Origin of the sequence: Longibaculum muris (genome assembly GCF_004343035.1) — a bacterium.
Classification (GTDB): domain Bacteria; phylum Bacillota_I; class Bacilli_A; order Erysipelotrichales; family Coprobacillaceae; genus Longibaculum; species Longibaculum muris.
In genome coordinates this window covers 1-22,512 of sequence record NZ_SMCQ01000037.1, presented here as the reverse complement: position 1 = coordinate 22,512, position 22,512 = coordinate 1, and the positions used below count along the sequence as shown (strand labels likewise).

General features: G+C 32.7%; 38 protein-coding genes. 37 read left to right on the top strand and 1 reads right to left on the bottom strand.

Translation table 11 applies throughout. From position 1 onward, the window contains the following. Positions 1–915: 915 nt before the first annotated feature. Positions 916–1,491: a hypothetical protein gene (locus tag EDD60_RS15480; RefSeq protein WP_066447541.1), complete on the bottom strand. Its 576-nt coding sequence runs from the start codon at positions 1,489–1,491 to the stop codon at positions 916–918. A gap of 392 nt (positions 1,492–1,883) precedes the next feature. On the opposite strand from EDD60_RS15480, the gene rpsJ reads away from it, so the two are divergent. The 37 genes from rpsJ to EDD60_RS15295 all read left to right on the top strand — a co-directional run bounded on the left by rpsJ (position 1,884) and on the right by EDD60_RS15295 (position 22,401). Continuing rightward, complete coding sequence (rpsJ, locus tag EDD60_RS15475) at positions 1,884–2,192, top strand: 30S ribosomal protein S10 (protein WP_028044779.1); 309 nt, start codon at positions 1,884–1,886, stop codon at positions 2,190–2,192. A gap of 21 nt (positions 2,193–2,213) precedes the next feature. Beyond that, complete coding sequence (gene rplC / locus EDD60_RS15470; RefSeq protein WP_066447544.1) at positions 2,214–2,936, top strand: 50S ribosomal protein L3; 723 nt, start codon at positions 2,214–2,216, stop codon at positions 2,934–2,936. Positions 2,937–2,958: 22 nt separating this feature from the next. Further along, positions 2,959–3,585: a 50S ribosomal protein L4 gene (gene rplD / locus EDD60_RS15465; protein ID WP_066447549.1), complete on the top strand. Its 627-nt coding sequence runs from the start codon at positions 2,959–2,961 to the stop codon at positions 3,583–3,585. Next, the gene (gene rplW / locus EDD60_RS15460) at positions 3,585–3,875 is read left to right on the top strand and encodes a 50S ribosomal protein L23 (protein ID WP_066447551.1); all 291 of its coding nucleotides are present in this window, start codon (positions 3,585–3,587) and stop codon (positions 3,873–3,875) included. Before rplD ends, rplW begins: the two co-directional genes overlap by 1 nt. A 58-nt stretch (positions 3,876–3,933) precedes the next feature. Next, positions 3,934–4,767 carry a 50S ribosomal protein L2 gene (gene rplB, locus EDD60_RS15455; RefSeq protein ID WP_066447553.1) on the top strand — a complete coding sequence of 278 codons (834 nt, stop codon included), beginning with the start codon at positions 3,934–3,936 and terminating at the stop codon, positions 4,765–4,767. A gap of 18 nt (positions 4,768–4,785) precedes the next feature. Beyond that, positions 4,786–5,064, top strand: coding sequence for a 30S ribosomal protein S19 (rpsS, locus tag EDD60_RS15450; RefSeq protein WP_066447556.1), 279 nt, complete (start codon positions 4,786–4,788; stop codon positions 5,062–5,064). 20 nt (positions 5,065–5,084) lie between these two features. Then, the gene (gene rplV, locus EDD60_RS15445) at positions 5,085–5,417 is read left to right on the top strand and encodes a 50S ribosomal protein L22 (RefSeq protein ID WP_066447564.1); all 333 of its coding nucleotides are present in this window, start codon (positions 5,085–5,087) and stop codon (positions 5,415–5,417) included. A gap of 11 nt (positions 5,418–5,428) precedes the next feature. Beyond that, on the top strand, positions 5,429–6,082 hold the full coding sequence (gene rpsC, locus EDD60_RS15440) for a 30S ribosomal protein S3 (RefSeq protein WP_066447566.1): 654 nt from the start codon (positions 5,429–5,431) through the stop codon (positions 6,080–6,082). A gap of 2 nt (positions 6,083–6,084) precedes the next feature. Then, positions 6,085–6,495, top strand: a complete 411-nt coding sequence (rplP, locus tag EDD60_RS15435) for a 50S ribosomal protein L16 (RefSeq protein ID WP_066447567.1) — start codon at positions 6,085–6,087, stop codon at positions 6,493–6,495. A gap of 2 nt (positions 6,496–6,497) precedes the next feature. Further along, positions 6,498–6,692, top strand: coding sequence for a 50S ribosomal protein L29 (rpmC, locus tag EDD60_RS15430; RefSeq protein WP_132226543.1), 195 nt, complete (start codon positions 6,498–6,500; stop codon positions 6,690–6,692). Positions 6,693–6,708: 16 nt separating this feature from the next. Next, positions 6,709–6,969: a 30S ribosomal protein S17 gene (rpsQ, locus tag EDD60_RS15425; RefSeq protein WP_066447572.1), complete on the top strand. Its 261-nt coding sequence runs from the start codon at positions 6,709–6,711 to the stop codon at positions 6,967–6,969. A 28-nt stretch (positions 6,970–6,997) separates the two neighbouring features. Beyond that, entirely contained in the window at positions 6,998–7,366 is a 369-nt protein-coding gene (rplN, locus tag EDD60_RS15420; protein WP_066447576.1) for a 50S ribosomal protein L14, read from the top strand. A 14-nt stretch (positions 7,367–7,380) separates the two neighbouring features. Beyond that, positions 7,381–7,713 carry a 50S ribosomal protein L24 gene (gene rplX, locus EDD60_RS15415; protein WP_066447578.1) on the top strand — a complete coding sequence of 111 codons (333 nt, stop codon included), beginning with the start codon at positions 7,381–7,383 and terminating at the stop codon, positions 7,711–7,713. A gap of 18 nt (positions 7,714–7,731) precedes the next feature. Further along, on the top strand, positions 7,732–8,271 hold the full coding sequence (gene rplE / locus EDD60_RS15410; RefSeq protein WP_066447583.1) for a 50S ribosomal protein L5: 540 nt from the start codon (positions 7,732–7,734) through the stop codon (positions 8,269–8,271). 14 nt (positions 8,272–8,285) lie between these two features. Continuing rightward, entirely contained in the window at positions 8,286–8,471 is a 186-nt protein-coding gene (locus EDD60_RS15405) for a type Z 30S ribosomal protein S14 (protein ID WP_066447586.1), read from the top strand. Positions 8,472–8,508: 37 nt separating this feature from the next. Further along, a complete protein-coding gene (rpsH, locus tag EDD60_RS15400; RefSeq protein WP_066447588.1) occupies positions 8,509–8,901 on the top strand; it encodes a 30S ribosomal protein S8 in 393 nt (130 codons plus the stop codon). A 29-nt stretch (positions 8,902–8,930) separates the two neighbouring features. Continuing rightward, positions 8,931–9,476, top strand: a complete 546-nt coding sequence (gene rplF, locus EDD60_RS15395) for a 50S ribosomal protein L6 (protein WP_066447590.1) — start codon at positions 8,931–8,933, stop codon at positions 9,474–9,476. Positions 9,477–9,505: 29 nt separating this feature from the next. Beyond that, positions 9,506–9,862 carry a 50S ribosomal protein L18 gene (rplR, locus tag EDD60_RS15390; RefSeq protein ID WP_066447593.1) on the top strand — a complete coding sequence of 119 codons (357 nt, stop codon included), beginning with the start codon at positions 9,506–9,508 and terminating at the stop codon, positions 9,860–9,862. A gap of 14 nt (positions 9,863–9,876) precedes the next feature. Then, complete coding sequence (gene rpsE, locus EDD60_RS15385) at positions 9,877–10,440, top strand: 30S ribosomal protein S5 (RefSeq protein ID WP_082787386.1); 564 nt, start codon at positions 9,877–9,879, stop codon at positions 10,438–10,440. A 14-nt stretch (positions 10,441–10,454) separates the two neighbouring features. After that, complete coding sequence (gene rpmD / locus EDD60_RS15380; protein ID WP_066447596.1) at positions 10,455–10,646, top strand: 50S ribosomal protein L30; 192 nt, start codon at positions 10,455–10,457, stop codon at positions 10,644–10,646. A 14-nt stretch (positions 10,647–10,660) separates the two neighbouring features. Then, entirely contained in the window at positions 10,661–11,101 is a 441-nt protein-coding gene (rplO, locus tag EDD60_RS15375) for a 50S ribosomal protein L15 (protein ID WP_066447598.1), read from the top strand. A 1-nt stretch (position 11,102) separates the two neighbouring features. Continuing rightward, on the top strand, positions 11,103–12,404 hold the full coding sequence (gene secY / locus EDD60_RS15370) for a preprotein translocase subunit SecY (protein ID WP_066447601.1): 1,302 nt from the start codon (positions 11,103–11,105) through the stop codon (positions 12,402–12,404). Positions 12,405–12,426: 22 nt separating this feature from the next. Beyond that, the gene (locus tag EDD60_RS15365) at positions 12,427–13,074 is read left to right on the top strand and encodes an adenylate kinase (protein ID WP_066447603.1); all 648 of its coding nucleotides are present in this window, start codon (positions 12,427–12,429) and stop codon (positions 13,072–13,074) included. After that, positions 13,074–13,820, top strand: coding sequence for a type I methionyl aminopeptidase (map, locus tag EDD60_RS15360; protein WP_066447606.1), 747 nt, complete (start codon positions 13,074–13,076; stop codon positions 13,818–13,820). Before EDD60_RS15365 ends, map begins: the two co-directional genes overlap by 1 nt. A gap of 16 nt (positions 13,821–13,836) precedes the next feature. Further along, the gene (gene infA, locus EDD60_RS15355; protein WP_066447608.1) at positions 13,837–14,058 is read left to right on the top strand and encodes a translation initiation factor IF-1; all 222 of its coding nucleotides are present in this window, start codon (positions 13,837–13,839) and stop codon (positions 14,056–14,058) included. 30 nt (positions 14,059–14,088) lie between these two features. Continuing rightward, the gene (rpmJ, locus tag EDD60_RS15350; protein ID WP_006505646.1) at positions 14,089–14,202 is read left to right on the top strand and encodes a 50S ribosomal protein L36; all 114 of its coding nucleotides are present in this window, start codon (positions 14,089–14,091) and stop codon (positions 14,200–14,202) included. 16 nt (positions 14,203–14,218) lie between these two features. Further along, positions 14,219–14,584 (top strand): 30S ribosomal protein S13, encoded by a 366-nt coding sequence (gene rpsM / locus EDD60_RS15345; protein ID WP_066447609.1) that lies wholly within the window; start codon positions 14,219–14,221, stop codon positions 14,582–14,584. A 14-nt stretch (positions 14,585–14,598) separates the two neighbouring features. Beyond that, positions 14,599–14,994: a 30S ribosomal protein S11 gene (gene rpsK / locus EDD60_RS15340; RefSeq protein WP_066447612.1), complete on the top strand. Its 396-nt coding sequence runs from the start codon at positions 14,599–14,601 to the stop codon at positions 14,992–14,994. Between the two features lie 43 nt (positions 14,995–15,037). After that, positions 15,038–15,982: a DNA-directed RNA polymerase subunit alpha gene (locus EDD60_RS15335; RefSeq protein ID WP_066447614.1), complete on the top strand. Its 945-nt coding sequence runs from the start codon at positions 15,038–15,040 to the stop codon at positions 15,980–15,982. Positions 15,983–16,015: 33 nt separating this feature from the next. Further along, entirely contained in the window at positions 16,016–16,378 is a 363-nt protein-coding gene (gene rplQ / locus EDD60_RS15330) for a 50S ribosomal protein L17 (RefSeq protein WP_066447616.1), read from the top strand. A 173-nt stretch (positions 16,379–16,551) separates the two neighbouring features. Then, on the top strand, positions 16,552–16,902 hold the full coding sequence (locus EDD60_RS15325) for a hypothetical protein (RefSeq protein ID WP_066447623.1): 351 nt from the start codon (positions 16,552–16,554) through the stop codon (positions 16,900–16,902). 456 nt (positions 16,903–17,358) lie between these two features. Next, positions 17,359–18,231: a MurR/RpiR family transcriptional regulator gene (locus EDD60_RS15320; RefSeq protein WP_066447625.1), complete on the top strand. Its 873-nt coding sequence runs from the start codon at positions 17,359–17,361 to the stop codon at positions 18,229–18,231. A gap of 93 nt (positions 18,232–18,324) precedes the next feature. Then, the gene (locus tag EDD60_RS15315) at positions 18,325–19,155 is read left to right on the top strand and encodes an energy-coupling factor transporter ATPase (protein WP_066447627.1); all 831 of its coding nucleotides are present in this window, start codon (positions 18,325–18,327) and stop codon (positions 19,153–19,155) included. Then, complete coding sequence (locus EDD60_RS15310; RefSeq protein ID WP_132226542.1) at positions 19,131–19,982, top strand: energy-coupling factor transporter ATPase; 852 nt, start codon at positions 19,131–19,133, stop codon at positions 19,980–19,982. Before EDD60_RS15315 ends, EDD60_RS15310 begins: the two co-directional genes overlap by 25 nt. Next, a complete protein-coding gene (locus EDD60_RS15305) occupies positions 19,975–20,775 on the top strand; it encodes an energy-coupling factor transporter transmembrane component T family protein (RefSeq protein ID WP_066447633.1) in 801 nt (266 codons plus the stop codon). The genes EDD60_RS15310 and EDD60_RS15305 overlap by 8 nt, the downstream gene beginning before the upstream one ends. Next, complete coding sequence (gene truA, locus EDD60_RS15300; protein ID WP_066447636.1) at positions 20,772–21,506, top strand: tRNA pseudouridine(38-40) synthase TruA; 735 nt, start codon at positions 20,772–20,774, stop codon at positions 21,504–21,506. Before EDD60_RS15305 ends, truA begins: the two co-directional genes overlap by 4 nt. Further along, positions 21,493–22,401 carry a histidinol-phosphatase gene (locus tag EDD60_RS15295; RefSeq protein ID WP_066447639.1) on the top strand — a complete coding sequence of 303 codons (909 nt, stop codon included), beginning with the start codon at positions 21,493–21,495 and terminating at the stop codon, positions 22,399–22,401. Before truA ends, EDD60_RS15295 begins: the two co-directional genes overlap by 14 nt. The last annotated feature ends 111 nt before the right edge of the window (positions 22,402–22,512 follow it).

Sequence of the window (22,512 nt, the reverse complement as noted above, 5' to 3'; positions counted from 1 at the left end):
TCCTGAGGGATATCATCCGATATCTCTCTTTTTTTGTCTAAAAAAATGAAATCATTCTCATTTTGTGAATTCATAAGGTATTTAATCTGATTATCGTAATTGTATTATTTTTTATTTGTAAAACAATCAGTTAGATCTACATCATATATTATATAAACAATCAATGGACATGTATCTAAATAGATATCTTAGATATAACTCTATTAATTAATTCTTATTCTAAAATAGAATGAGTAAAAAGATAAATTTATAATTTTATTACATTTGAGTAATTATACCTAAAATAGAAATTACATGATTAAAATTTTTGGATTATATTTAAATATAATTAATCTATTTATTTTAATCTAAACTCTTTAAGAAAATCCATAATAGTATCTAGAAAATAACGGAAGTGTAATAATGTAAAGATTTCTTTATTTTTATAACAAATTAAATTTCTTATGTGATAAAACTTCTTTTAACTGAACTTAGCAATTAAAAATATAAATGAAATATAAACATATTATTTTGATAAATCTAGGAGATTTATTATGGATTTTACGTATTATTCATCATTAAGATGTTTAATTATGATTTTTAAGATATTTATTATGAGTAAACCAAAAACAAACTAAAATTGAGAGAATATATTTGTCTAATAAATTCTGGTCAAATGAAAAAGTAAATTCCACTTTGTAAGAGTAAGTTCTACTCTTACAAAAAGAATGGAATTTAATTACTACAAATAAGTGTTAGAATCATTGATTTTAATACTTTTTTTAGTATAATGAAACTGTAATTTGATGATATCTCTCTATTTTTTGGGTATACGAAAGGGAAAGGTCAAATCTGAATTTTTTTTGAAATTCAAAATTCCATCTCTCAAGATTAGTACTTACGTTTAGTGGATATTCTAATTACCTATGTTTATTTTTATTTTGATATTAATGACTGAGATAAATTAATATCATCAGGTTCTATACATGAGATACCAAAGATATTTGCGATATCTTTGCCATATAGCATACTAAACAATAAAAGTGGTGATTTATCATTTAGTTTCTCTCGTGCATATGAATCAATATGGGACATCATTAAATTGATGTCTTTTTGATTATATGGATTCCATGAATGCACTTGGGGTACAATTCTTCTAAGAAATTCATGAGTGACTTCGCATGAACCTTTTTCATTTGGAGAAGAAGGGTGACAATAGAAGACATAAGTTCTTCTTTCACCATCTTCATCAAATTCAATGGCTTCAGGATTTGAGAACTCAGATCCATTATCTGTCAATATCACTGGAAATAATCTCATGAATAATTTTCTTCCCAGCTTGTGGTAGATGTCGTTGAAGAAATCAGTAACACTTTTTGAATCATTGAACTCACGCTTAATCGCTATCATGAATGAGCAGACAACAAAGTGAATGGTTAACAGACAAGATTCACCTTTCACGCCTTCGACAGTATCCATTTCAACAAGAGCTATATCTGGATGTTTCTTCATAAACAGTAGAAAGTCCTCATATCTTCTTCCTTCAAGACAATGCTTGTCAACTTTGTAATAAGTTGATTTTTTTCTTCTAGGACGATATCATGATATACCTTGTACGATTAAATTCCACTATAAAATTTGAAAGATTAAGTTCAACCCTTAATTTATAAAAGGTGGAATTTAGTTTTACAATTGAAGTCTAATAAATTCTTTAAAAAAAATCAAAAAAAATGCAAAAAGTGCTTGATTTATCATTGTTTTTAGTGTAAAATGCACTTGTTGTGAAATGCGAAGAAGTGCGAGGTTGCTGAAACGCTGATAGCCGTTGTCATGAGCGGAAGGGTGGATTCAGGTAATTCGTGCGGAGCGGCCAAAAAATTGGCAAACAGAAGGAGGAATAATTCATGGCAAACAACAAAATTAGAATCAGATTGAAATCATTTGATCACAAAATCTTAGATGCTTCTGCTGAAAAGATTGTAGCAGCTGCTAAAAAATCAGGTGCTCAAGTAGTTGGTCCAGTACCATTACCTACTGAAAAAGAAATTTATACTATCTTAAGAGCAGTTCATAAGTATAAAGATTCTCGTGAACAATTTGAAATCAGAACTCACAAACGTCTAATTGACATTGTGAATCCAACACCAGAAACAGTTGATGTATTAACTCGTTTAGAATTACCAAGTGGTGTGGATATCGAAATTAAATTATAAGGAAAGGTTAAGGTGTAACTCATGAAAGGAATCTTAGGTCGTAAGATTGGAATGACTCAAGTTTTCACTACTGACGGAAGATTAATCCCAGTTACTGTTGTAGAAGCAGCTCCAAACGTTGTTTTACAAAAGAAAACAGTTGCTACTGATGGATATGATGCAATCCAAGTTGGTTTTGAAGATAAGAGAGAAAAATTAGCAACAAAAGCTCACAAAGGACATGTTGCAAAAGCTGAAACAGCTCCTAAGCGCTTCATTAAAGAATTTCGTTATGACGAAATGATGAGTTATGAAGTTGGTCAAGAAATTAAAGTTGATAGCTTTGTAGCTGGTGAAGTTGTAGATGTAACAGGAACTAGCAAAGGTAAAGGTTATCAAGGTGTTATAAAAAGACATAATCAACACATTGGTCCTAAAGGACATGGTTCAGGTGCTCACAGAATCGTTGGTTCAATGGGTCCTATCGCTCCTAACAGAATTGCTCCAGGTAAGAAATTACCAGGTCAAATGGGGAACGTAACAAGAACAGTTCAAAACTTAGAAATCATTGCTGTTGATGTTGAAAACAATGTATTATTAATCAGCGGATCAATCCCTGGTCCTAAAAAAGGATTAGTTGTTGTTAAATCTGCTGTTAAAGGAAATGGTAAGGTTAACCCTGCTGAAGATTTAATTATTTATGAAACAGAAGAAGAAATCGTAGAAAGCCCAGTAGTAGAAGAAACTGCTGAAGCTGCTGAATAATGAAGCGAAAGGAGGAAAACTAATGTTAAAAGTTGCAGTATATAACCAAGAAGGAACAAAAGTTAAAGATACAGAATTAAACGAATCTGTATTTGGTATTGAACCAAACAATCAAGCAATCTTTGATATGGTCTTACTACAAAGAGCTTCATGGAGACAAGGAACTCATAAAGTTAAAAACCGTACTGAAGTCAAAGGTGGAGGAAAGAAACCTTGGAGACAAAAAGGTACAGGTAGAGCTAGACAAGGATCTATCCGTGCTCCTCAATGGAGAGGTGGAGGAGTTGTATTTGGACCAACACCTGATAGAAACTATAAGCTAAAAATGAACAGAAAAGTAAGACGTTTAGCATTAAAATCAGCTTTAAGTCAAAAAGTTATCGACAGCGAATTAACTGTATTAGATACAATCGCATTCGATGCACCAAAAACTAAAGCTATGGTAAAAGTATTAGAAAGCTTAGAAGCTAACAGAAAAACATTAATCGTTATGGACGAAGTTAATGAAAACGTTGCTTTATCTGCAAGAAATATTCCTGGAGTTAAAGTTATCGATTCAAAAGGACTTAACGTATATGATATCTTAGATAGCACTAAGTTAGTCATGACAGAAGGAGCTATCAAAGCTGTTGAGGAGGTATTGGCATAATGGCACATATTACAGATGTTTTAAAGAAACCAGTACTTACTGAAAAATCTTTATTGTTACAACAAAACGAAAACAAATATACATTCGATGTAGATGTAACTGCTAATAAAATTGAAGTAAAACAAGCAGTTGAAAAAATGTTTGACGTTAAAGTTGAAAGTGTAAACATTATGAATGTGAAACCTAAAACAAAAAGAATGGGTAGATACGTTGGTAAAACAAGCAAAAGAAGAAAAGCTATTGTTAAATTAAAAGAAGGATATGAAATTAACTTATTCGGAGAAGAATAAAATTTCAAACTATTGGAATGAACTCTATTCCAGATAAGAAAAATAAGGAGGAACAAAGATGCCTATTAAAGCATATAAGCCTACGACAAACGGTCGTCGTAATATGACTACTTTGACTTATGAAGAAATTACAACTAATAAGCCTGAGAAATCATTAACAATCCGTTTATCTAAAACAGGTGGACGTAATAATCATGGTGTTATCACTACTCGTCATCACGGTGGTGGACATAAGCGTTTATATCGTATTATCGATTTCAAACGTAATAAAGATGATGTTGTTGGAAAAGTTGCAACAATCGAATATGATCCAAATAGATCAGCAAACATCGCATTAATCAATTATGCAGATGGTGAAAAAAGATATATTCTTGCTCCTAAAGGATTAGAAGTAGGAATGAGCATTGTATCAGGTGAAAACGCTGATATTATCGTAGGTAACTGCTTACCAATGGGAAATATGCCTGAAGGTACAGTTATCCATAACATTGAAATGCAACCTGGTAAAGGTGGACAAATCGCTAGATCTGCTGGTGTGTCTGCTCAAATCTTAGGTAAAGAAGGAAAATACGTAACTGTAAGATTAGCTTCTGGAGAAGTTAGAAAATTCTTAGCTGTTTGTAGAGCAACAGTTGGTGTTGTTGGAAACGAAGACTATGGATTAGTTAACTATGGTAAAGCTGGTCGTAACAGATGGAGAGGTATTAGACCTACAGTTCGTGGTTCTGTTATGAACCCTAATGATCACCCTCATGGTGGTGGTGAAGGTAGAACTTCAATCGGACGTAAAGCTCCAATGACTCCTTGGGGTAAAAAAGCTCTTGGAGTTAAAACAAGAAATACAAAGAAAGCTTCAAATAAATTAATCGTACGTCGTCGTAACGGTAAATAAGAAGGAGGGTTATAGAATATGGCAAGAAGTTTAAAAAAGGGTCCATTCGTGGATGAACATTTAATGAAAAAAGTTGAAGCATTAAATGCTGCAAACAAAAAAGAAGTCATTAAAACATGGTCAAGACGTTCTACAATCTTCCCACAATTTATTGAACATACGTTCGCAGTATATAACGGAAGAGAACATATCCCAGTTTATGTAACTGAAGATATGGTTGGACACAAATTAGGAGAATTCGCTCCTACAAGAACTTATCATGGTCATGGTGCTGATGATAAAAAGTCAGGTAAATAAGAAGAGAGGAGAAAAATAACATGGAAGCAAGAGCTCAAGCTAAAATGATTCGTGTTTCGCCTCAAAAAGCAAGATTAGTTGTTGACTTAGTAAGAGGTAAGAACGTAAAAGAAGCACTTGGTATCTTAGAATATGTAAACAAAAGTGCTACTCCTGCAATCATTAAAGTCGTTAAATCTGCTGCACAGAACGCTGTTTTCAATGAAGGTGCAGAAGAAGATAAATTATATATTAAAGAAATTTATGTAGACGAAGGTCCTACATTAAAGAGATTCCGTGCAAGAGCAAAAGGTAGCGGTACTCAAATTTTAAAAAGAACAAGCCACATCACATGTGTGGTTGCTGAAAGATAGGAGGTCAAAGCATGGGTCAAAAAGTAAGTCCAGTAGGATTACGTGTTGGCGTTAACCGTGATTGGAATTCAAGATGGTACGCTAATGATAAAGACTTTGCTTCATTATTACACGAAGATATCAAGATTCGTGAATTCTTGAATGCAAAATTAAAAGGCGCTTATGTCGCTAACATTGAAATTGAAAGATCTAAAAATCGTGTGAATATCTTCGTTCATACATCTAGACCTGGTGTAGTTATCGGGAAAGATGGAGAAGCTGTTGATGCGTTAAGAAAAGAAGTTGCTAAATTAGTTAAAGATAAACAAGTGTTTATCAATATTGTTGAAATTAAAAATCCAGACGTTGTTGCTCAACTTGTTGCAAACAAGATTGCTGAACAATTAGAAAACCGTGCTTCATTTAGAACAGTTCAAAAAAGAGCTATCCAAAGCGCTATGAGAGCTGGAGCTAAAGGAATCAAAACTTGTGTATCAGGTCGTTTAGGTGGAGCTGATATGGCAAGAACTGAAGGATATTCTGAAGGAAATGTACCTCTTCATACATTAAGAGCTGACATTGACTACGCTACTGCAGAAGCTGACACAACTTATGGAAAATTAGGAGTTAAAGTTTGGATTTGTAAGGGAGAAATTCTTCCTGCAAAGAAGAAAGGGGATAAATAATCATGTTGATGCCTAAGAGAACTAAATATAGAAGACCTCATAGAATTAAATATGAAGGTAAGGCTAAAGGTGGAACTCAAGTTTCATTTGGTGAATATGGTTTACAAGCTCAAGAAGGTGCTTGGATTACTTCAAGACAAATCGAAGCAGCTCGTATCGCTATGAACCGTTATATGAAACGTGGTGGGCAAGTTTGGATTAGAATCTTCCCTCATTTAGCTAAAACAAAGAAACCTCTTGAAGTCCGTATGGGTTCAGGTAAAGGTGCTCCAGAAGAATGGGTAGCAGTAGTAAAAACAGGTCGTGTTATGTTCGAAGTCGCTGGTGTAGAAGAAGAAGTTGCAAGAGAAGCTTTAAGACTTGCATCTCATAAACTACCAATCAAGTGTAAGATTATTGGAAGAGGTGAGTAATTGTGACAGTTCAAGATATTAGAAATACAGAAACTCAAGAATTACTTAACAAAGTAGAAGAGTACAAGAAAGAATTATTTGGATTAAGATTCCAACAAGCAACAGGTCAATTAGAAAACACTGCTCGTATTAAAACAGTGAGAAAAAATATTGCAAGAATTAAAACAATTATTAGAGAAAGAGAATTAAACAAATAATTAGAAGGAGAAAAATATGGAAAGAAACAATCGTAAAGTTTATACTGGAACAGTTATTTCTACAAAAATGGATAAGACAATCACTGTTTTAGTAGAAACTCATGTTAAACACAAATTATACGGAAAACGTGTTAAATCTTCTAAAAAGTTTAAGGCTCATGATGAAGAAAATATTGCTAGAAATGGTGACGTTGTAAAAATTATGGCAACTCGTCCATTATCAGCAACTAAACGTTTCCGTTTAGTAGAAATCGTAAAAAAAGCAGAAATTATTTAATGAAAGAATCTGAAAGGAGGTCACTCGAATGATCCAAAATGAAAGCAGATTGAAAGTTGCTGACAATACAGGAGCAAAAGAAGTACTAGTAATTAGAAACCTTGGTGGTTCAAATAGAAAATTTAGTAACATCGGTGATATCGTCGTGGCTACAGTGAAACAAGCGACTCCAGGTGGTACAGTTAAAAAAGGTGAAGTCGTAAAAGCAGTTATCGTAAGAACTAAATATGGTGTTAACCGTGAAAATGGTTCATTAATTAAGTTTGATGACAATGCTTGTGTTATCATCAAAGATGACAACTCACCTAAAGGAACTCGTATCTTTGGACCGGTAGCAAGAGAGTTAAGAGATGCAGATTTCATGAAAATCGTATCATTAGCTCCTGAGGTATTATAGGAGGAGACGAGAAGATGAAATTACGTGTAGGTGATACAGTTCAAGTTATCGCTGGTAGCGATAAAGGAAAAACTGGAGAAATTATCCAAATTCTAAGAAAAGAAGACAGAGTTATTGTTGAAGGTGTTAATATGGTAACAAAACACATTAAACCTTCACAAGCTGATCCAGAAGGTGGAATTGTAACAAGAGAAGCTCCAATTCATGTTTCAAATGTTGCATACTATGATTCAAAAGCAAAAGAAACTGTTAAGATCGGTTACGCTTTCGATGAAGAAGGTAAGAAATACCGTATCAACAAAAAAACAGGTAAAGCATTAGACAAAACTACAAAGAAGAAAAAGTAATCGGAAGGAGGTTAAATAATGAACCGACTAAAGGAACGTTATGAAAATGAAATTAGCAAGTCATTAATGACTAAATTTAATTATAGTTCTGTAATGGAAGTTCCAGCTATGGAAAAAATTGTTATCAACATTGGTGTTGGTGATGCAGTAAGCAATTCTAAATTATTAGATGAAGCTGTTGAAGAATTAACTTTAATTGCAGGACAAAAACCAGTGATTACTAAAGCAAAAAAATCAATTGCTGGATTCAAATTACGTGAAGGAATGCCAATCGGATGTAAAGTTACATTACGTGGTGAAAGAATGTATGAATTCTTAGATAAATTAGTAAACATCTCTTTACCTCGTGTAAGAGACTTCAGAGGTGTTCCAAAGAATTCATTTGATGGTAGAGGAAATTATACTTTAGGTGTTAAAGAACAATTAATTTTCCCTGAAATCAACTTCGATAAAGTAAACAAATTAAGAGGAATGGATATCGTATTCGTAACAACTGCTAAAACTGATGAAGAAGGTCATGAATTATTAGCACAATTAGGAATGCCATTCCATAAATAAGGAGGACTTAATTAATGGCTAAAACATCAATGAAAGTTAAACAACAACGTCCTCAAAAATACAAAGTTCGTGAATATACAAGATGCGAACGTTGTGGACGTCCACATGCAGTAATTAGAAAATTCAAATTATGCCGTATTTGCTTCAGAGAATTAGCTTACAAAGGTGAAATTCCTGGTGTAAAAAAAGCAAGCTGGTAATGAAAATATAATCCCAAATGGAAGGAGGACATTGTGAATGGTAACAGATCCAATCGCAGATATGTTAACAAGAATTCGTAACGCGAACCAACAACGTCATGAAGAAGTTGTTGTCCCAGCATCAAAATTAAAGGTACAATTAGCTGAAATTTTGAAAAACGAAGGATTTATTAAAGGATATAAAGTAGAAGGCGAAGGTGTTATTAAAAACATCGTCATCACTTTAAAATATAAAGGAAATGACAGAGTTATTTCTGGATTAAAGAGAGTCTCTAAACCTGGACTTCGTCAATATGCAAAAGTGAACGAAATCCCTAAGGTATTAAATGGTTTAGGAATTGTTGTATTATCTACTTCTCAAGGATTAATGACTGATAAAGAAGCAAGAGCTAAACAAATCGGTGGAGAAGTATTAGCATATATCTGGTAATAAAAAAATTAAAACAGGAGGTGTAACTGATGTCTCGTGTAGGTAATAAGATTATCAATGTACCTGAAGGTGTGAAAGTTGAAATCGCTGATGACAACACTGTAACAGTAACAGGTGCAAAAGGGACTTTAGTAAGACAATTTTCTCCATTAATCAAAATTGATATGGATGGAAATGAAATTAAAGTAGTAAGAACAAGTGAACAAAAAACTGTGAAACAATTACACGGTACTACAAGAGCATTACTTGCAAACATGATTGAAGGTGTACACAACGGTTATGAAAAGAACTTAGAAATCGTTGGTATTGGATACCGTGCTCAAATGCAAGGAAATAAATTAGTATTAAACGTAGGATTCTCTCATCCAGTTGAAGTTGAAACTGAAGAAGGAGTTAAAGTTGAAACTCCTACTCAAACAACTATTAAAGTATCTGGAATCTCTAAAGAAAGAGTTGGAGAAATCGCTGCTAGAATCAGAGCTGTTAAGAAACCTGAACCATATAAAGGAAAAGGTATTAAATATTCTGATGAAAGAATTATTAGAAAAGAAGGTAAAACTGCTGGTAAGAAGTAGTTAATAAATAAGGAAGGAGCTATTAAATCATGGCTAAAACTATGTCAAGAAACGATTTACGTCAAAGACGTCATGCCAGAGTTCGTACTAAAATCAGTGGAACTCCTGAATGTCCACGTTTAAATGTATTCCGTTCAAGCTCTCATATCCATGCCCAAATCATTGATGATGTAAATGGTGTCACTTTAGTGGCTGCATCTTCAGTAGATATGAAACTAGCAAATGGTGGAAATGTAGAAGCTGCTACACAAGTTGGTAAAGAAATTGCGAAAAGAGCTATCGCTAAAAATATTGAAAATGTAGTATTCGATCGTGGAGGATACATCTATCATGGTCGTGTGAAAGCACTAGCTGAAGCTGCTAGAGAAGCTGGATTGAAATTCTAATAGGAGGTTAAAGAATGGAACAACGTAAACCAAGAGAAAATGGGCCTAGAAGAAACGGACCTAGAAAAAATGGACCTAGAAGAAATGGACCTAAAGTTGAAAAAGAATTCGAAGAACGTGTTGTTACTATTAACCGTGTAACTAAAGTAGTTAAAGGTGGACGTAAATTCCGCTTTGCTGCATTAGTTGTTATTGGTGATAGAAAAGGTCGTGTTGGATTCGGAACTGGTAAAGCTAACGAAGTACCTGATGCTATTAGAAAAGCATCTGAAGCAGCTAAAAGAAATGTAATCAGAGTACCAATGATTCATGGAACTATTCCTCATGAAGTAAACGGTATGTTTGGTTCTGGAAATGTATTCTTAAAACCTGCATCTCAAGGTACTGGAATCATCGCAGGTGGTCCAGTTCGTGCTGTTGTTGAATTAGCAGGATATTCTGATATCTTATCTAAATCACTTGGATCAAGAACTCCAATCAACATGGTTCGTGCAACTATGGAAGGTTTAGCATCATTAAAAACTGCTCAACAAGTTGCTGAATTAAGAGATAAAAAAGTTGAAGAAATTTACGGATAGGAGGAGCGTAAGAAATGGCAAACGAAAATAAAGTTATCATTACGCTTGTAAAAAGTCCAATTGGTGCGAAAAAGAATCAAAAGGATACTCTTAAAGCGTTAGGTTTAACAAAAATGAACAAGTCAGTGGAAAAAGTCAACAATGAATTTATTCAAGGTATGATTAAAACTGTTGGACACCTTGTTAAAGTTGAAGAAAGTAAATAGTAGGAGGTGTAAACATGAAGCTACACGAATTACAATATACAGAAGGTGCACGTAAAGAAAGAAAACGTGTTGGTCGTGGAACAAGTTCAGGAACTGGTAAAACTGCTGGTAAAGGACAAAAAGGACAAAAAGCAAGATCTGGTGGAGGAAAGAAACCTGGTTTTGAAGGAGGTCAAACACCTTTATTCATGCGTTTACCAAAACGTGGTTTCACTAACTTCAATAAAGTTGAATACGCAATCGTTAATGTAGAAGATTTAAACAAATTCGAAGCTGGAAGTGTTGTAGATATGGCTACATTAAAAGAATGCGGGTTAATTAAGAAAGAATTAGATGGTTTAAAAGTTTTAGGTAACGGTAAATTAGAAGTTGCTTTGACTGTTAAAGCTCAAAAATTCTCTAAATCTGCTGTTGCTGCTATCGAAGCTGCAGGTGGAAAAACTGAGGTGATCTAAGATGTTAAGCTTTTTTAAGAATGTCTTTAAAAAAGGTGAATTACGTCGTAGAATTATCTTTACATTAGGTATGTTATTTGTATTCCGTTTAGGTGCTGCTATTACTATTCCATCAATTAATGCTGGTGCATTAACTGGGAATGCTACAAATAGTGGTATCCTCGGAATTATGAATATGCTTGGTGGTGGGATGCTTGAGAGATTTTCAATTTTCTCATTAGGAGTTTCTCCTTATATCACAGCATCTATCATTATTGAATTGTTATCAATGGATGTTATTCCTGTTCTTGCTCAATGGCAAAAAGAAGGAAATACTGGTAAGAAGAAAAAAGATAAAGTAACTCGTTATGTGACTTTAGTCTTAGCTGCTATTCAAGGTGGTTCATTAACTTATGCATTTGATAAAATGTACAATATTTTGAACTCATCATCAATTTGGACTTATGTCTATGTTGTTATTGTTATGATGGCAGGAAGTATGTTAGCAATGTGGATTGGTGATCAAATCACTCAAAAGGGTGTTGGAAACGGAACTTCATTGTTAATCTTTACTGGAATTGTTTCTAACTTACCTACAAACTTTATTACAACATTCAATAACTTGGTTTCTTTTGATAAAGGAACTCAAACAACTGTTCTTGGAATTTTATGGTATGTCTTATTCGTGGTTGTTTATTTAGCAATTGTTATCTTCGTTGTATTCAATGAAGGAGCAGTTAGAAAAATACCAATCATGTATGCAACAAACTCTAATCCAACAATGAGAACAAAAGATACAACACATATGCCTATTAAAATTAATAGTTCAGGTGTGTTACCAGTTATCTTTGCAGCATCAGTGTTGGCTGCACCAAGAACAATCATTAGTTTCTTGAAATCAACTGATATTACAAAAACAATTGATACAATCTTAAATTATCAACAACCTATTGGTTTCTGTTTATACTTAATTATGATTGTATTGTTTGCATTCTTCTATTCAAATTTACAAATTGATTCTCATAAAATCAGTGATGATTTGAAAAAGAATGGAGGATCTATTCCTGGAGTAAGAACTGGGTTAGATACAGAAAAATATATTAGTACTGTTTTAAACAGAGTAACTGTTGTTGGTTCAATTTTCTTAGTGATTATTGCGGCTATCCCAATTATGACTCCAGTTATTTGGTCACAAACATCTAATGCAGCCTTAACATTAGGTGGTACTGGATTAATCATCATTACAGGTGTTGCACTTGAAACAACAAAACAGATTAAGACATTAATTACTCGTAAAGAGTATCATGGCTATATTAGAAAGTAGTATAATAAAGGAGTGTATAACAATGAACATTATTTTAATGGGGCCTCCTGGTGCTGGTAAAGGAACTCAAGCCACTAAACTTGTTAACAAGTATGGTTTGACACAAATATCTACTGGAGACTTATTCAGAAAGGCATTAAGTGAACAAACTAAATATGGTGTAATTGCAAAATACTTTATGCAATTTGGTCACCTTGTACCAGACGATTATACAATTGAAATGGTGAGGGAATATTTAAAAGAAAATACATTTGAAAATGGATTTATTTTAGATGGGTTCCCTCGTACAATCGTTCAAGCAAGAGAACTTGAAAGTATTGCTAAAGAATTCAACTTTACAATTGATGCAATTGTGAATTTAGATATTCCTCAAGAAAAATTAATTACGAGATTATCTGGAAGAAGAACTTGTAAAAATTGTGGAGCTACTTTCCATGTTGAATTCAATCCACCTAAAGTTGAAGGCGTATGTGATAAATGTGGTGGAGAATTGTATCAAAGAGAAGATGAAAGCGAAGAAGCTGTAACAATCAGACTTGATACTTATAATAAACAAACAAGACCTTTAATTGATTATTATACAATGAAGGGGACAATCATTAATATTAATGGTGACCAATCTATGGAAGACGTCTTTAAAGACATTGAAAAAAGCTTGGAGGGTAAATAATGATTGTAACTAAGGACCAAAGAGAAATTGAATTAATGAGAGAAGCTGGTCATATCGTTGGACTTGTTCATAGTAAACTTAAGGATTATATTAAGCCTGGTCTTACGACTATGGATATCAATAAGTTCTGTGAAAAAGTAATTCGTGATGCAGGGGCAACACCTTCATTTCTCAATTTGTATGGTTTTCCTGGTGCTGTGTGTACTTCTATTAATGAAGTCGTTGTTCATGGCATTCCTGACAATACAAAACTTAAAGAAGGTGACATTATTTCAGTTGACGTAGGTGCATGTTATAAAGGTTATCATGGAGATAGCGCTTGGACATACGCTGTTGGTCAAATTAGTGAAGAAGCAGCACACTTAATGAAAGTGACTGAAGAATCACTATATGCAGGTTTAGCGAAAGTAAAGCCTGGCAATCGTTTATCCGATATATCTCATGCTGTACAAACTTATCTAGAAAGTCATGGATGCTCGACTCCTAGAGACTATACAGGTCATGGAATCGGTACTCAAGTTCATGAAGATCCATCTGTTCCTAATTATGGAGCAGCAGGAAGAGGTCCTAGATTAAAAGAGGGAATGACTTTAGCAATTGAACCAATGGCTCATTTAGGCAGATGTGAAACAGAAGTTTTAGATGATGATTGGACTGTTGTAACTAAAGATCGATCTCTAGCAGCTCACTATGAACATACTATCGTAATAACAAGTGATGGTTATGAGATTTTGACAAAACTTTAAAAGGGAGTTATAATCAATGGCAAAAAAAGATGACGTTATTGAAGTAGAAGCAACTGTCCTTGAAACATTACCAAATACAATGTTTAAGGTAGAGTTGGAAAATGGAGCGGTTATCCTTGCTCACGTTTCTGGTAAAATCCGTATGAATTACATTCGCATTTTACCGGGGGATAAAGTAACCGTAGAGATTTCTCCATATGATTTAACACGTGGGCGAATCACATTTAGACATAAATAGGAAATCTTCCAAAAGGAGGTAAAGATTAAGATGAAAGTAAGACCATCTGTAAAACCAATATGCGATAAATGCAGAGTAATTAAACGTAAGGGTAGAGTAATGGTAATCTGTGAAAACCCTAAACATAAACAAAGACAAGGTTAATAGGAGGAAGTAAAACATGGCTCGTATAGCAGGTGTTGATATCCCACGTGATAAACGTGTGGTAGTTTCTTTAACTTATATCTATGGTATTGGAGCAACTACAGCTAAAAAAATCTGTGAAGCTACAGGAATCAGTGAAGATACAAGAGTTAAAGATTTAACTGAAGAAGAAGAAGGAAAAATCAGAAAAGAAGTAGAAAAATATAAAGTTGAAGGAGATCTTCGTAGAGATGTAGCATTAAACATTAAACGTTTAATGGAAATCGGAAGCTACAGAGGAATCCGTCATCGTAAAGGACTTCCAGTTCGTGGACAAAAAACTAAAACTAATGCTCGTACTCGTAAGGGTAAAGCTCGTCCAATTGCTGGTAAGAAGAAATAGGAGGTTGAACGAAAATGGCAAAGACAAAGAACAATACTCGTGGTAAAAGACGTGTCAAAAAGAATGTAGCAAAAGGTGTCGCACATGTACATTCAACTTTCAATAACACAATTGTTACTGTAACTGATGAACATGGTAATGTCTTAACTTGGTCTAGTGCTGGTGCACTTGGATTCAAAGGTTCAAGAAAATCAACTCCATATGCTGCTCAAATGGCTGCAGAAGCTGCTGCTAAAGCATCTATGGATCATGGTATGAAAACTGTAGACGTATGTGTTAAAGGTCCTGGTCCAGGACGTGAAGCTGCTGTTAGAGCTTTACAAGCTGCTGGATTAGAAGTTACATCTATTAATGACGTAACACCAATTCCACATAACGGGTGTCGTCCACCTAAACGTCCTCGTGGATAATGAAGTAAACTATAGTAGTTATTTCTAAGTGAGGAGGGAAATAATGCAAAAGTTCGAAAAAGCAAATTTTAATGTCGCAGAATATGATGAAAGTGATTTCTATGGAAAGTTTGTCATCGAACCATTAGAAAGAGGTTTTGGGACAACTTTAGGAAACTCTTTACGTAGAGTCTTATTGTCATCTATTCCTGGATGTGCAGTACATGCTGTAAAGGTTCAAGGAGCAATCCATGAATTCTCTGCAGTAGATGGTGTAGTGGAAGATGTCACTTCAATTATTTTGAACATTAAGAAGTTAGTGTTTGCAATTGATGGTGATGACGATGTCACTATGATTATTGATGTAAAAGGACCTGCTGTTGTAACAGGTGCTGATATTCAATGTCCATCAAATGTGACTATGATTTCTAACGATTTAGAAATTGCTCATGTGGCTGAAGGAGCTCATTTCTATATGGAAATGTATGCTCATAGAGATAGAGGTTATATGAGTGCTGATCAAAATAAGAAATTGATTAATACAATTGGTGTGATCGCTACTGATTCAATTTATTCTCCAGTTGTAAAAGTTGCTTATGAAGTTGAACCAACTCGTGTAGGTCAAAGTGCAAAATATGATCAATTGACATTAGAAATCACAACTGATGGATCTATTCAACCACATGAAGCTTTAGCATTAGCTGCTAAGATTTTAGTGGAACACTTAAATATGTTCGTTGAATTAACTGATATGGCTATGAACATGGAAGTTATGAGCGAAACAGAAGAAGATACAAGTAATAAAGTACTAGATATGACAATTGAAGAATTAGACTTATCTGTACGTTCTTATAACTGCTTAAAGAGAGCTGGTATTCAAACAGTTCAAGAACTTGCTGCTAAGAGTGAAGATGACATGATTAAAGTCAGAAACTTAGGTAAGAAATCTTTAAAAGAAGTTAAGGAAAAATTAGTAGAATTAGGTTTAGGGTTTAGACCTGTAGATTAATTCTATAGAAAATATTGGAAGGAGCACTAATCTATGGCACAAAATAGAAAATTAGGGCGTGTATCATCTCATAGAAAAGCAATGTTACGTAACTTAGCTACAGATGTTATCATGTATGGAAAAATCGAAACTACAGCTACAAGAGCTAAAGAAGTTCGTTCAATCGTAGACGAATTAATCACTTTAGGTAAACGTGGAGATTTACATGCAAGAAGACAAGCTGCTGAAGTATTACAAGATGTTGTAGATCCTGCTACTGGTAAAACTGCAGTTCAAAAATTATTTGATGAAGTTGCACCTAAATATGCAGATAAAAACGGTGGATATACTCGTGTCTTAAAAACTTATAATCGTAAAGGTGATAATGCACCTATGGCTATTATCGGTTTATTCTAATAAACACAAAAGTGATGTGAATGCATCACTTTTTTATTTGTAAATTTTGTTAACAAATATACACTTCATTATATAAAGATATTGTTAATCTTATTTCAAATGAAAGTGAATGACTAGAATTCTTACATTGATAGAACTACAATAGCACTGTCAATTGAAGGAGGACGGTATTTATGAATAAAGAAGAAAAAATTATTGAAGAAGCTAAAGAATCTTATGAGACTTATTTTAAGGAATCAGAAGGAACAACAGATGAGGCTCATAGAGGAAAAGATATTATTTTAGACAATGATAAGTTGGAAAAAGAAATTTCTAAGGAAAAAGAAGATGTTGAAAAGAAACATGAATCTTTAGAAGTTTTAAGAGAAAAAATAAATGAAGATGCAGAAAAATCTTATGAAACTTATTTTAAAGAATCAGAGGGAACAACTGATGATGAATACAGAGGTGGAGATGTTGTCTTAGATGTAGATAAAATAGAAAAAGAAATAGCTGAAGAAAAAGAAACTATTACTAAAAAGTAGTGACTTATGTATTTGTCTTTAAAGTAGTTAAACCTATCAGTATGATAAAGATGTATTATTAAAGAGAGATAATTTAACCTATCTCTTTTTTTGTTCAATAGAAATTTCTATTCGTTTGGCTTAGATATGCCAAATGCAAAGGCATATTAGTGTATAAAGCAGCATCGTATGTCATAGCAAACCAGTAATTAGGGAAAACATTCATGATGCGAACAAGGCTAGACCATGTGGCTATAGTGAAGGAAGTTATCATCATGATGTATAAAAAGAGTTATATCTAACTAAATCGAAGAACTTACAGACGATAGATAACAGGATAAGGAAAGATATAACTTTATTCAAGCTGCAAGATAAAGCTGAAGCTAAAGGTTAGTGAAATATTCAAAGATTAATCCCTTTTCTGATTATCTTTACATCATTAGTAAAGATAGCTATAATGAGTAGGGGTGATGTAAGATGTTAATTCATAGAATAGAAAAAACACATTTTTCTGAAAGCGAAGCAATTATTATTGATTACATTTTAAAAAATGGGGATCAAATAAAAAATATGACTATTTCACAAATTGCAAAGGTAACTTATACATCTGCTCCTTTACTGATAAGAATAGCTAAAAAATTAGGATATCCAGGATGGAACGCCTTTAAGGAAGCCTATTTAAAAGAATTAGAGTATTTATATGCTAATCGGAAAATAGATGCCAGCATTCCATTTATTGTTAGTGATGATATAATGACAATTGCTCAGAATATAAGTCTATTAGAGGTTGAGACAATACAGGATACATTAGCTTTACTCAAACATGATGATTTACAAAAAGCAATGCAATTAATTCGTCACCGTAAATCAATTGATATCTATGCAGTATCTACTTATATTTACTTGGCTGAAACTTTTCGTCAAAAAATGCAAAGAATTCAAAAGAATGTCAATCTTTGTCGCTTAACTGGTGATGCTAAGATACAAGTTGCAATGAGTACCAATCAGACATGTGCAATTTTAATTTCTTATTCTGGTAGAACGCAATTTATTATTGAAGCAGCAAAAAAATTAAAAAATAAAGGCACATCAATTATTGCCATAACAAGTATTGCTGATAATGAACTTTCACATCTTGCTGATGTTACTTTACGGATGTCCTCAAGAGAGATGATTCATACCAAAATAGGAGATTTTGCAAGTACACAATCAGTAAAATGTTTATTAGATATTTTATATTCATGTATTTTTTCTATAGATTATCAGCATAATTTAGACTATTGTATTAAAATAGCTAAAGAAATTGATAAAGATAACAATATTGAAGAAAACATAGATTATGAAGTATAAGTTAAGAAAATATGGTTTTCACTTTTTTCTTTTGTGTTGTGGTTGACAAGTTGTAGTAATCATACTAAAATTGAACTACTTGGAGGAAAAGCCATGGAAAAAATAATCGAAATAAAGGATTTATCGTTTGAATATAAAGAAGATGTCAAGACAATTGACAATATCTCTTTTTCAATTGAAAAAGGGACATATACAACAATATTAGGACATAATGGGAGTGGAAAAAGTACCATTGCAAAACTCTTGATGGGATTACTTGAAAAAAAGAGTGGTCATATTATTGTTGGTGGAATTGAGTTAACAGAAGAGACATTGAGTGAAGTGAGAAGTCAAATAGGTATTGTTTTTCAAAATCCCGATAATCAATTTATTGGTGCAACAGTCAGAGATGATATCGCATTTGGATTAGAGAATACATGTGTGGAGCCGTCACTTATGGATGGTATTATTGAAGAATATGCTAAAAAAGTAAACATGTATGAATTTCTAGATCATGAACCTACAAAGCTTTCTGGTGGACAAAAACAAAGAGTTGCGATTGCCGGAATTTTAGCTATGTCACCATCTATTATTATTTTAGATGAAGCAACAAGTATGTTGGATCCAAAAGGAAAAAAAGAAATTAATTCACTTGTTCATCAACTGAACAAAGATAAGGATATTACTATTTTATCAATTACTCATGATATTGAAGAAGCAGCTTTATCTGATTATGTTGTTCTATTGAGTGATGGACATATTATTGATACTGGGAAACCTGAAGATGTTTTAATGAAACAAAAAGAAATAGAGTCTTTAGCTTTAGATGTTCCTTTTGCATATAAAATTTCAAAAGGATTGCAGGCTCAAGGAATTAAAGTAAATAACTATATTGATAGAGAAAAGTTGGTGAAAGAATTATGTCAATTACATTCAAAGAAGTAGAACATATATATAGTGAAAATACACCTTTTTCTTATCATGCATTAAAAGGTGTTAATTTAGATATTAAGCAAGGGAGTATGACAGCATTAATTGGTCATACTGGAAGTGGAAAATCTACTCTTATCCAACATATCAATGCCTTGTTATTACCTACAGCAGGAGAAATACATATTGATGATTTTTTAATAAGTGTAACTGATAAACCAGAGACTTTAAAACCATTAAGAAAAAAAGCTGGTCTTGTTTTCCAATTTCCAGAATACCAACTTTTTGAAGAAACAATTCAAAAAGATATTATTTTTGGACCTAAGAACTTTGGAGCAACTGAAGAAGAAGCACTTGCTGTCGCAAAAAAAGTCTTAAAATTAGTAGGCTTAGATGAATCTTATTTAGAAAGATCACCTTTTGATTTATCTGGTGGACAAAAAAGAAGAATTGCAATAGCTGGAATTCTTGCTATGGATCCAGATATTCTTATTTTAGATGAGCCAACTGCTGGATTAGATCCACAAGGGGCTAAAGAGATGTTAAATTTATTTAAGAAAATTAATGAACAAGGAAAAACTGTTATTCTTGTTTCACATGACATGAATCAAGTTTTAGAATATTGCGATGATGTTGTTGTTATGAATAAAGGACGTGTTGAACGTCATGTCAGTGTTGATGAATTGTTTAGAGAAACAGAATATTTAACTTCATTAAGCATTGATTTACCAATTATTACTTCTTTCATTTTAGAATTAAATAAAAATGGTTTTGATATTGATCCTTCAATTAAGGATATTAATGAACTTATTCAAGTGATAGGAGGACAAATTCATGAATAATATGATGTTTGGAAAATATCTACCCATTGATAGTTTTGTTCATAGATTAGATCCTCGTTTAAAAATTGGAGCATTATTATTGTTATTGATTGCAGTTTTCTTTGATGCAGGATTTTTAGGATATGCTATTTTAGGTATATTTGTTATTATGATGGCATTATTATCACATATTAAAGTATCACAAATTATAAAAGCAATTAAACCAATGTTATTTATGATGGCATTTTTAATGATTTTTAACTTGTTATTTATACAAAGAGGAACATTGTTATGGTCATTTAGTTTTATTAAGATTTATGATCAAGCTTTAACGCAAACGGCATATATCTTTATTCGTTTGGTATTAATCATTGTTATGACGACAATTTTAACTGCCACGACAAAACCATTAGATTTAACACTTGGGATTGAACACTTATTATCACCATTTAAAAAGCTAGGTTTTCCTACTCATGAAGTCGCTATGATGATTTCTATTGCTTTACGTTTTATTCCAACGCTTTTAGAAGAAACGCAAAGAATCATGAAAGCTCAAGCAAGTCGTGGTGTTGAATTTTCTGAAGGAACTTTGAAACAGAAGATTATGTCAATTGTTTCTCTAATCATTCCACTATTTATTTCAGCTTTTCAAAGAGCTGAAGATTTAGCAAATGCTATGGAAAGTCGTAATTACAATCCTGAAGCAAAACGTACAAGATACAAACAATTACATTGGAAATTTGCTGATACTATTTCCTTTATTTGCGTAATTGCAATGTGCTCTACATTGGTTGTAATGAGTATAGTTCTATGAGAGTAAAATGTATTGTGAGTTATGATGGAAGTAAATTTCATGGCTTTCAAGTTCAAAATAAAGAAAGAACAGTTCAAGGTGAAATTCAAAAAGCTTTAAAAAAAATAAATGAAGAAGATGTGATTATTCATGCTTCTGGGAGAACTGATGCGAAAGTTCATGCTGTGCATCAGGTTTTCCATTTTGACACTCAAAAACAGTTACCACCACAACAATGGAAACGGGCTATCAATCATTTTATGCCTAATGATATCTATATTTTAGATGCATGTTATGTAGATGAAGATTTTCATTCACGTTATAGTGCAGTAAAAAAAGAATATCGCTATTTATTAAGTACAAAAGAATATAGTCCATTTGAAACAAATTATATATTTCAATATGGTAGAGAGTTAGACATTGAATTAATGAGAGATGCTGCAAAGATATTTTTAGGTGAACATAATTTTGCATCATTTTGTAGTTATGATCAATATGGAAATACTATTCGTACACTTTATTCATTTGATATAAGTGAAGAAAATGGAATTATTACTTTTCGTTTGATTGGCAATGGTTTTCGCCGTTATATGGTTAGACACTTAGTTGGAGGTATTATTCAAGTTGGTGCTAAACGTATTTCCAAGGAAATATTGTCAGAAATGCTAGAAAGCTGTGGAGAAAAGAAATGCTTATTTAAAGCAAAACCACAGGGTTTATATTTACAAGAGGTATATTATGAAGAAAACTAATTATCATACACATACATACCGTTGCGGTCATGGTGAAGGCGATGAAAAAGCAATGGTGCAAGCAGCTATAGATATGGGAATAGAAAAGTTAGGAATGTGTGAACATGTTCCTTTACCACACTATCGTCAACATTTGTTAAAATCTATACCTGCAATTAGAAATATCAGAAGTGTTCTATCACTTGTTAGAGCATTGATTTATAATGGTCCTAATATGCGTATGCCATATAAGCAAATGGATGAACATTTAGATGTTATTCGTCAATGTCAAAATGAGTTTGATGGACAAATTCAAATTTATAAAGGATTTGAAGCTGAAGGTTTAGAAGAATATTATGATTATTATCAAACATTATTATATGAACATAAAGTTGATTATTTAATCTTGGGACATCATTTCCATAAGCATTGTATTCATAATTGTTATTATGGAAAAGCAAATATGACTAAAAAAGATATTTATCAATATTGTAATGATGTAGAAAAAGCTCTAGAAACAGGTTTGTTTAGTTATTTAGCACATCCTGATTTGTTTTTACAGGGATATCAACAATTTGATTTAGATGCTCAAACTGTTTCAAGACGAATTTGTCAAAAAGCTAAAGAATTGAATATTCCTTTAGAAGTTAATGCTGGTGGAATGCGTAAAGGATTAAGAGATATTCAAGGTGAAGAATTATATCTTTATCCTAATGCTCATTTTTGGGATATTGCTAGTGAAATAGGGAATGATGTTATTTTAGGATTTGATGCACATAATCCTTCGGATTTTAATAATGCAATGTATGATCAGATGATTCGTTTTGCTAATGAACATCATTTGAAGTTAATTGATGAATTTGAATTTTTACAAGGAAATTTTGAAAAATTTCAAGGAGAATATGATATTCGCTAAGAAGAAAAGAAATTTTGGTAATCTAGAATAACGTGTGGTCTCCAATTATTGGAGTCTAGATTATCATGGGGTAAATAACACCCCAAACAATTGAACTGGTGATAAAGGTGG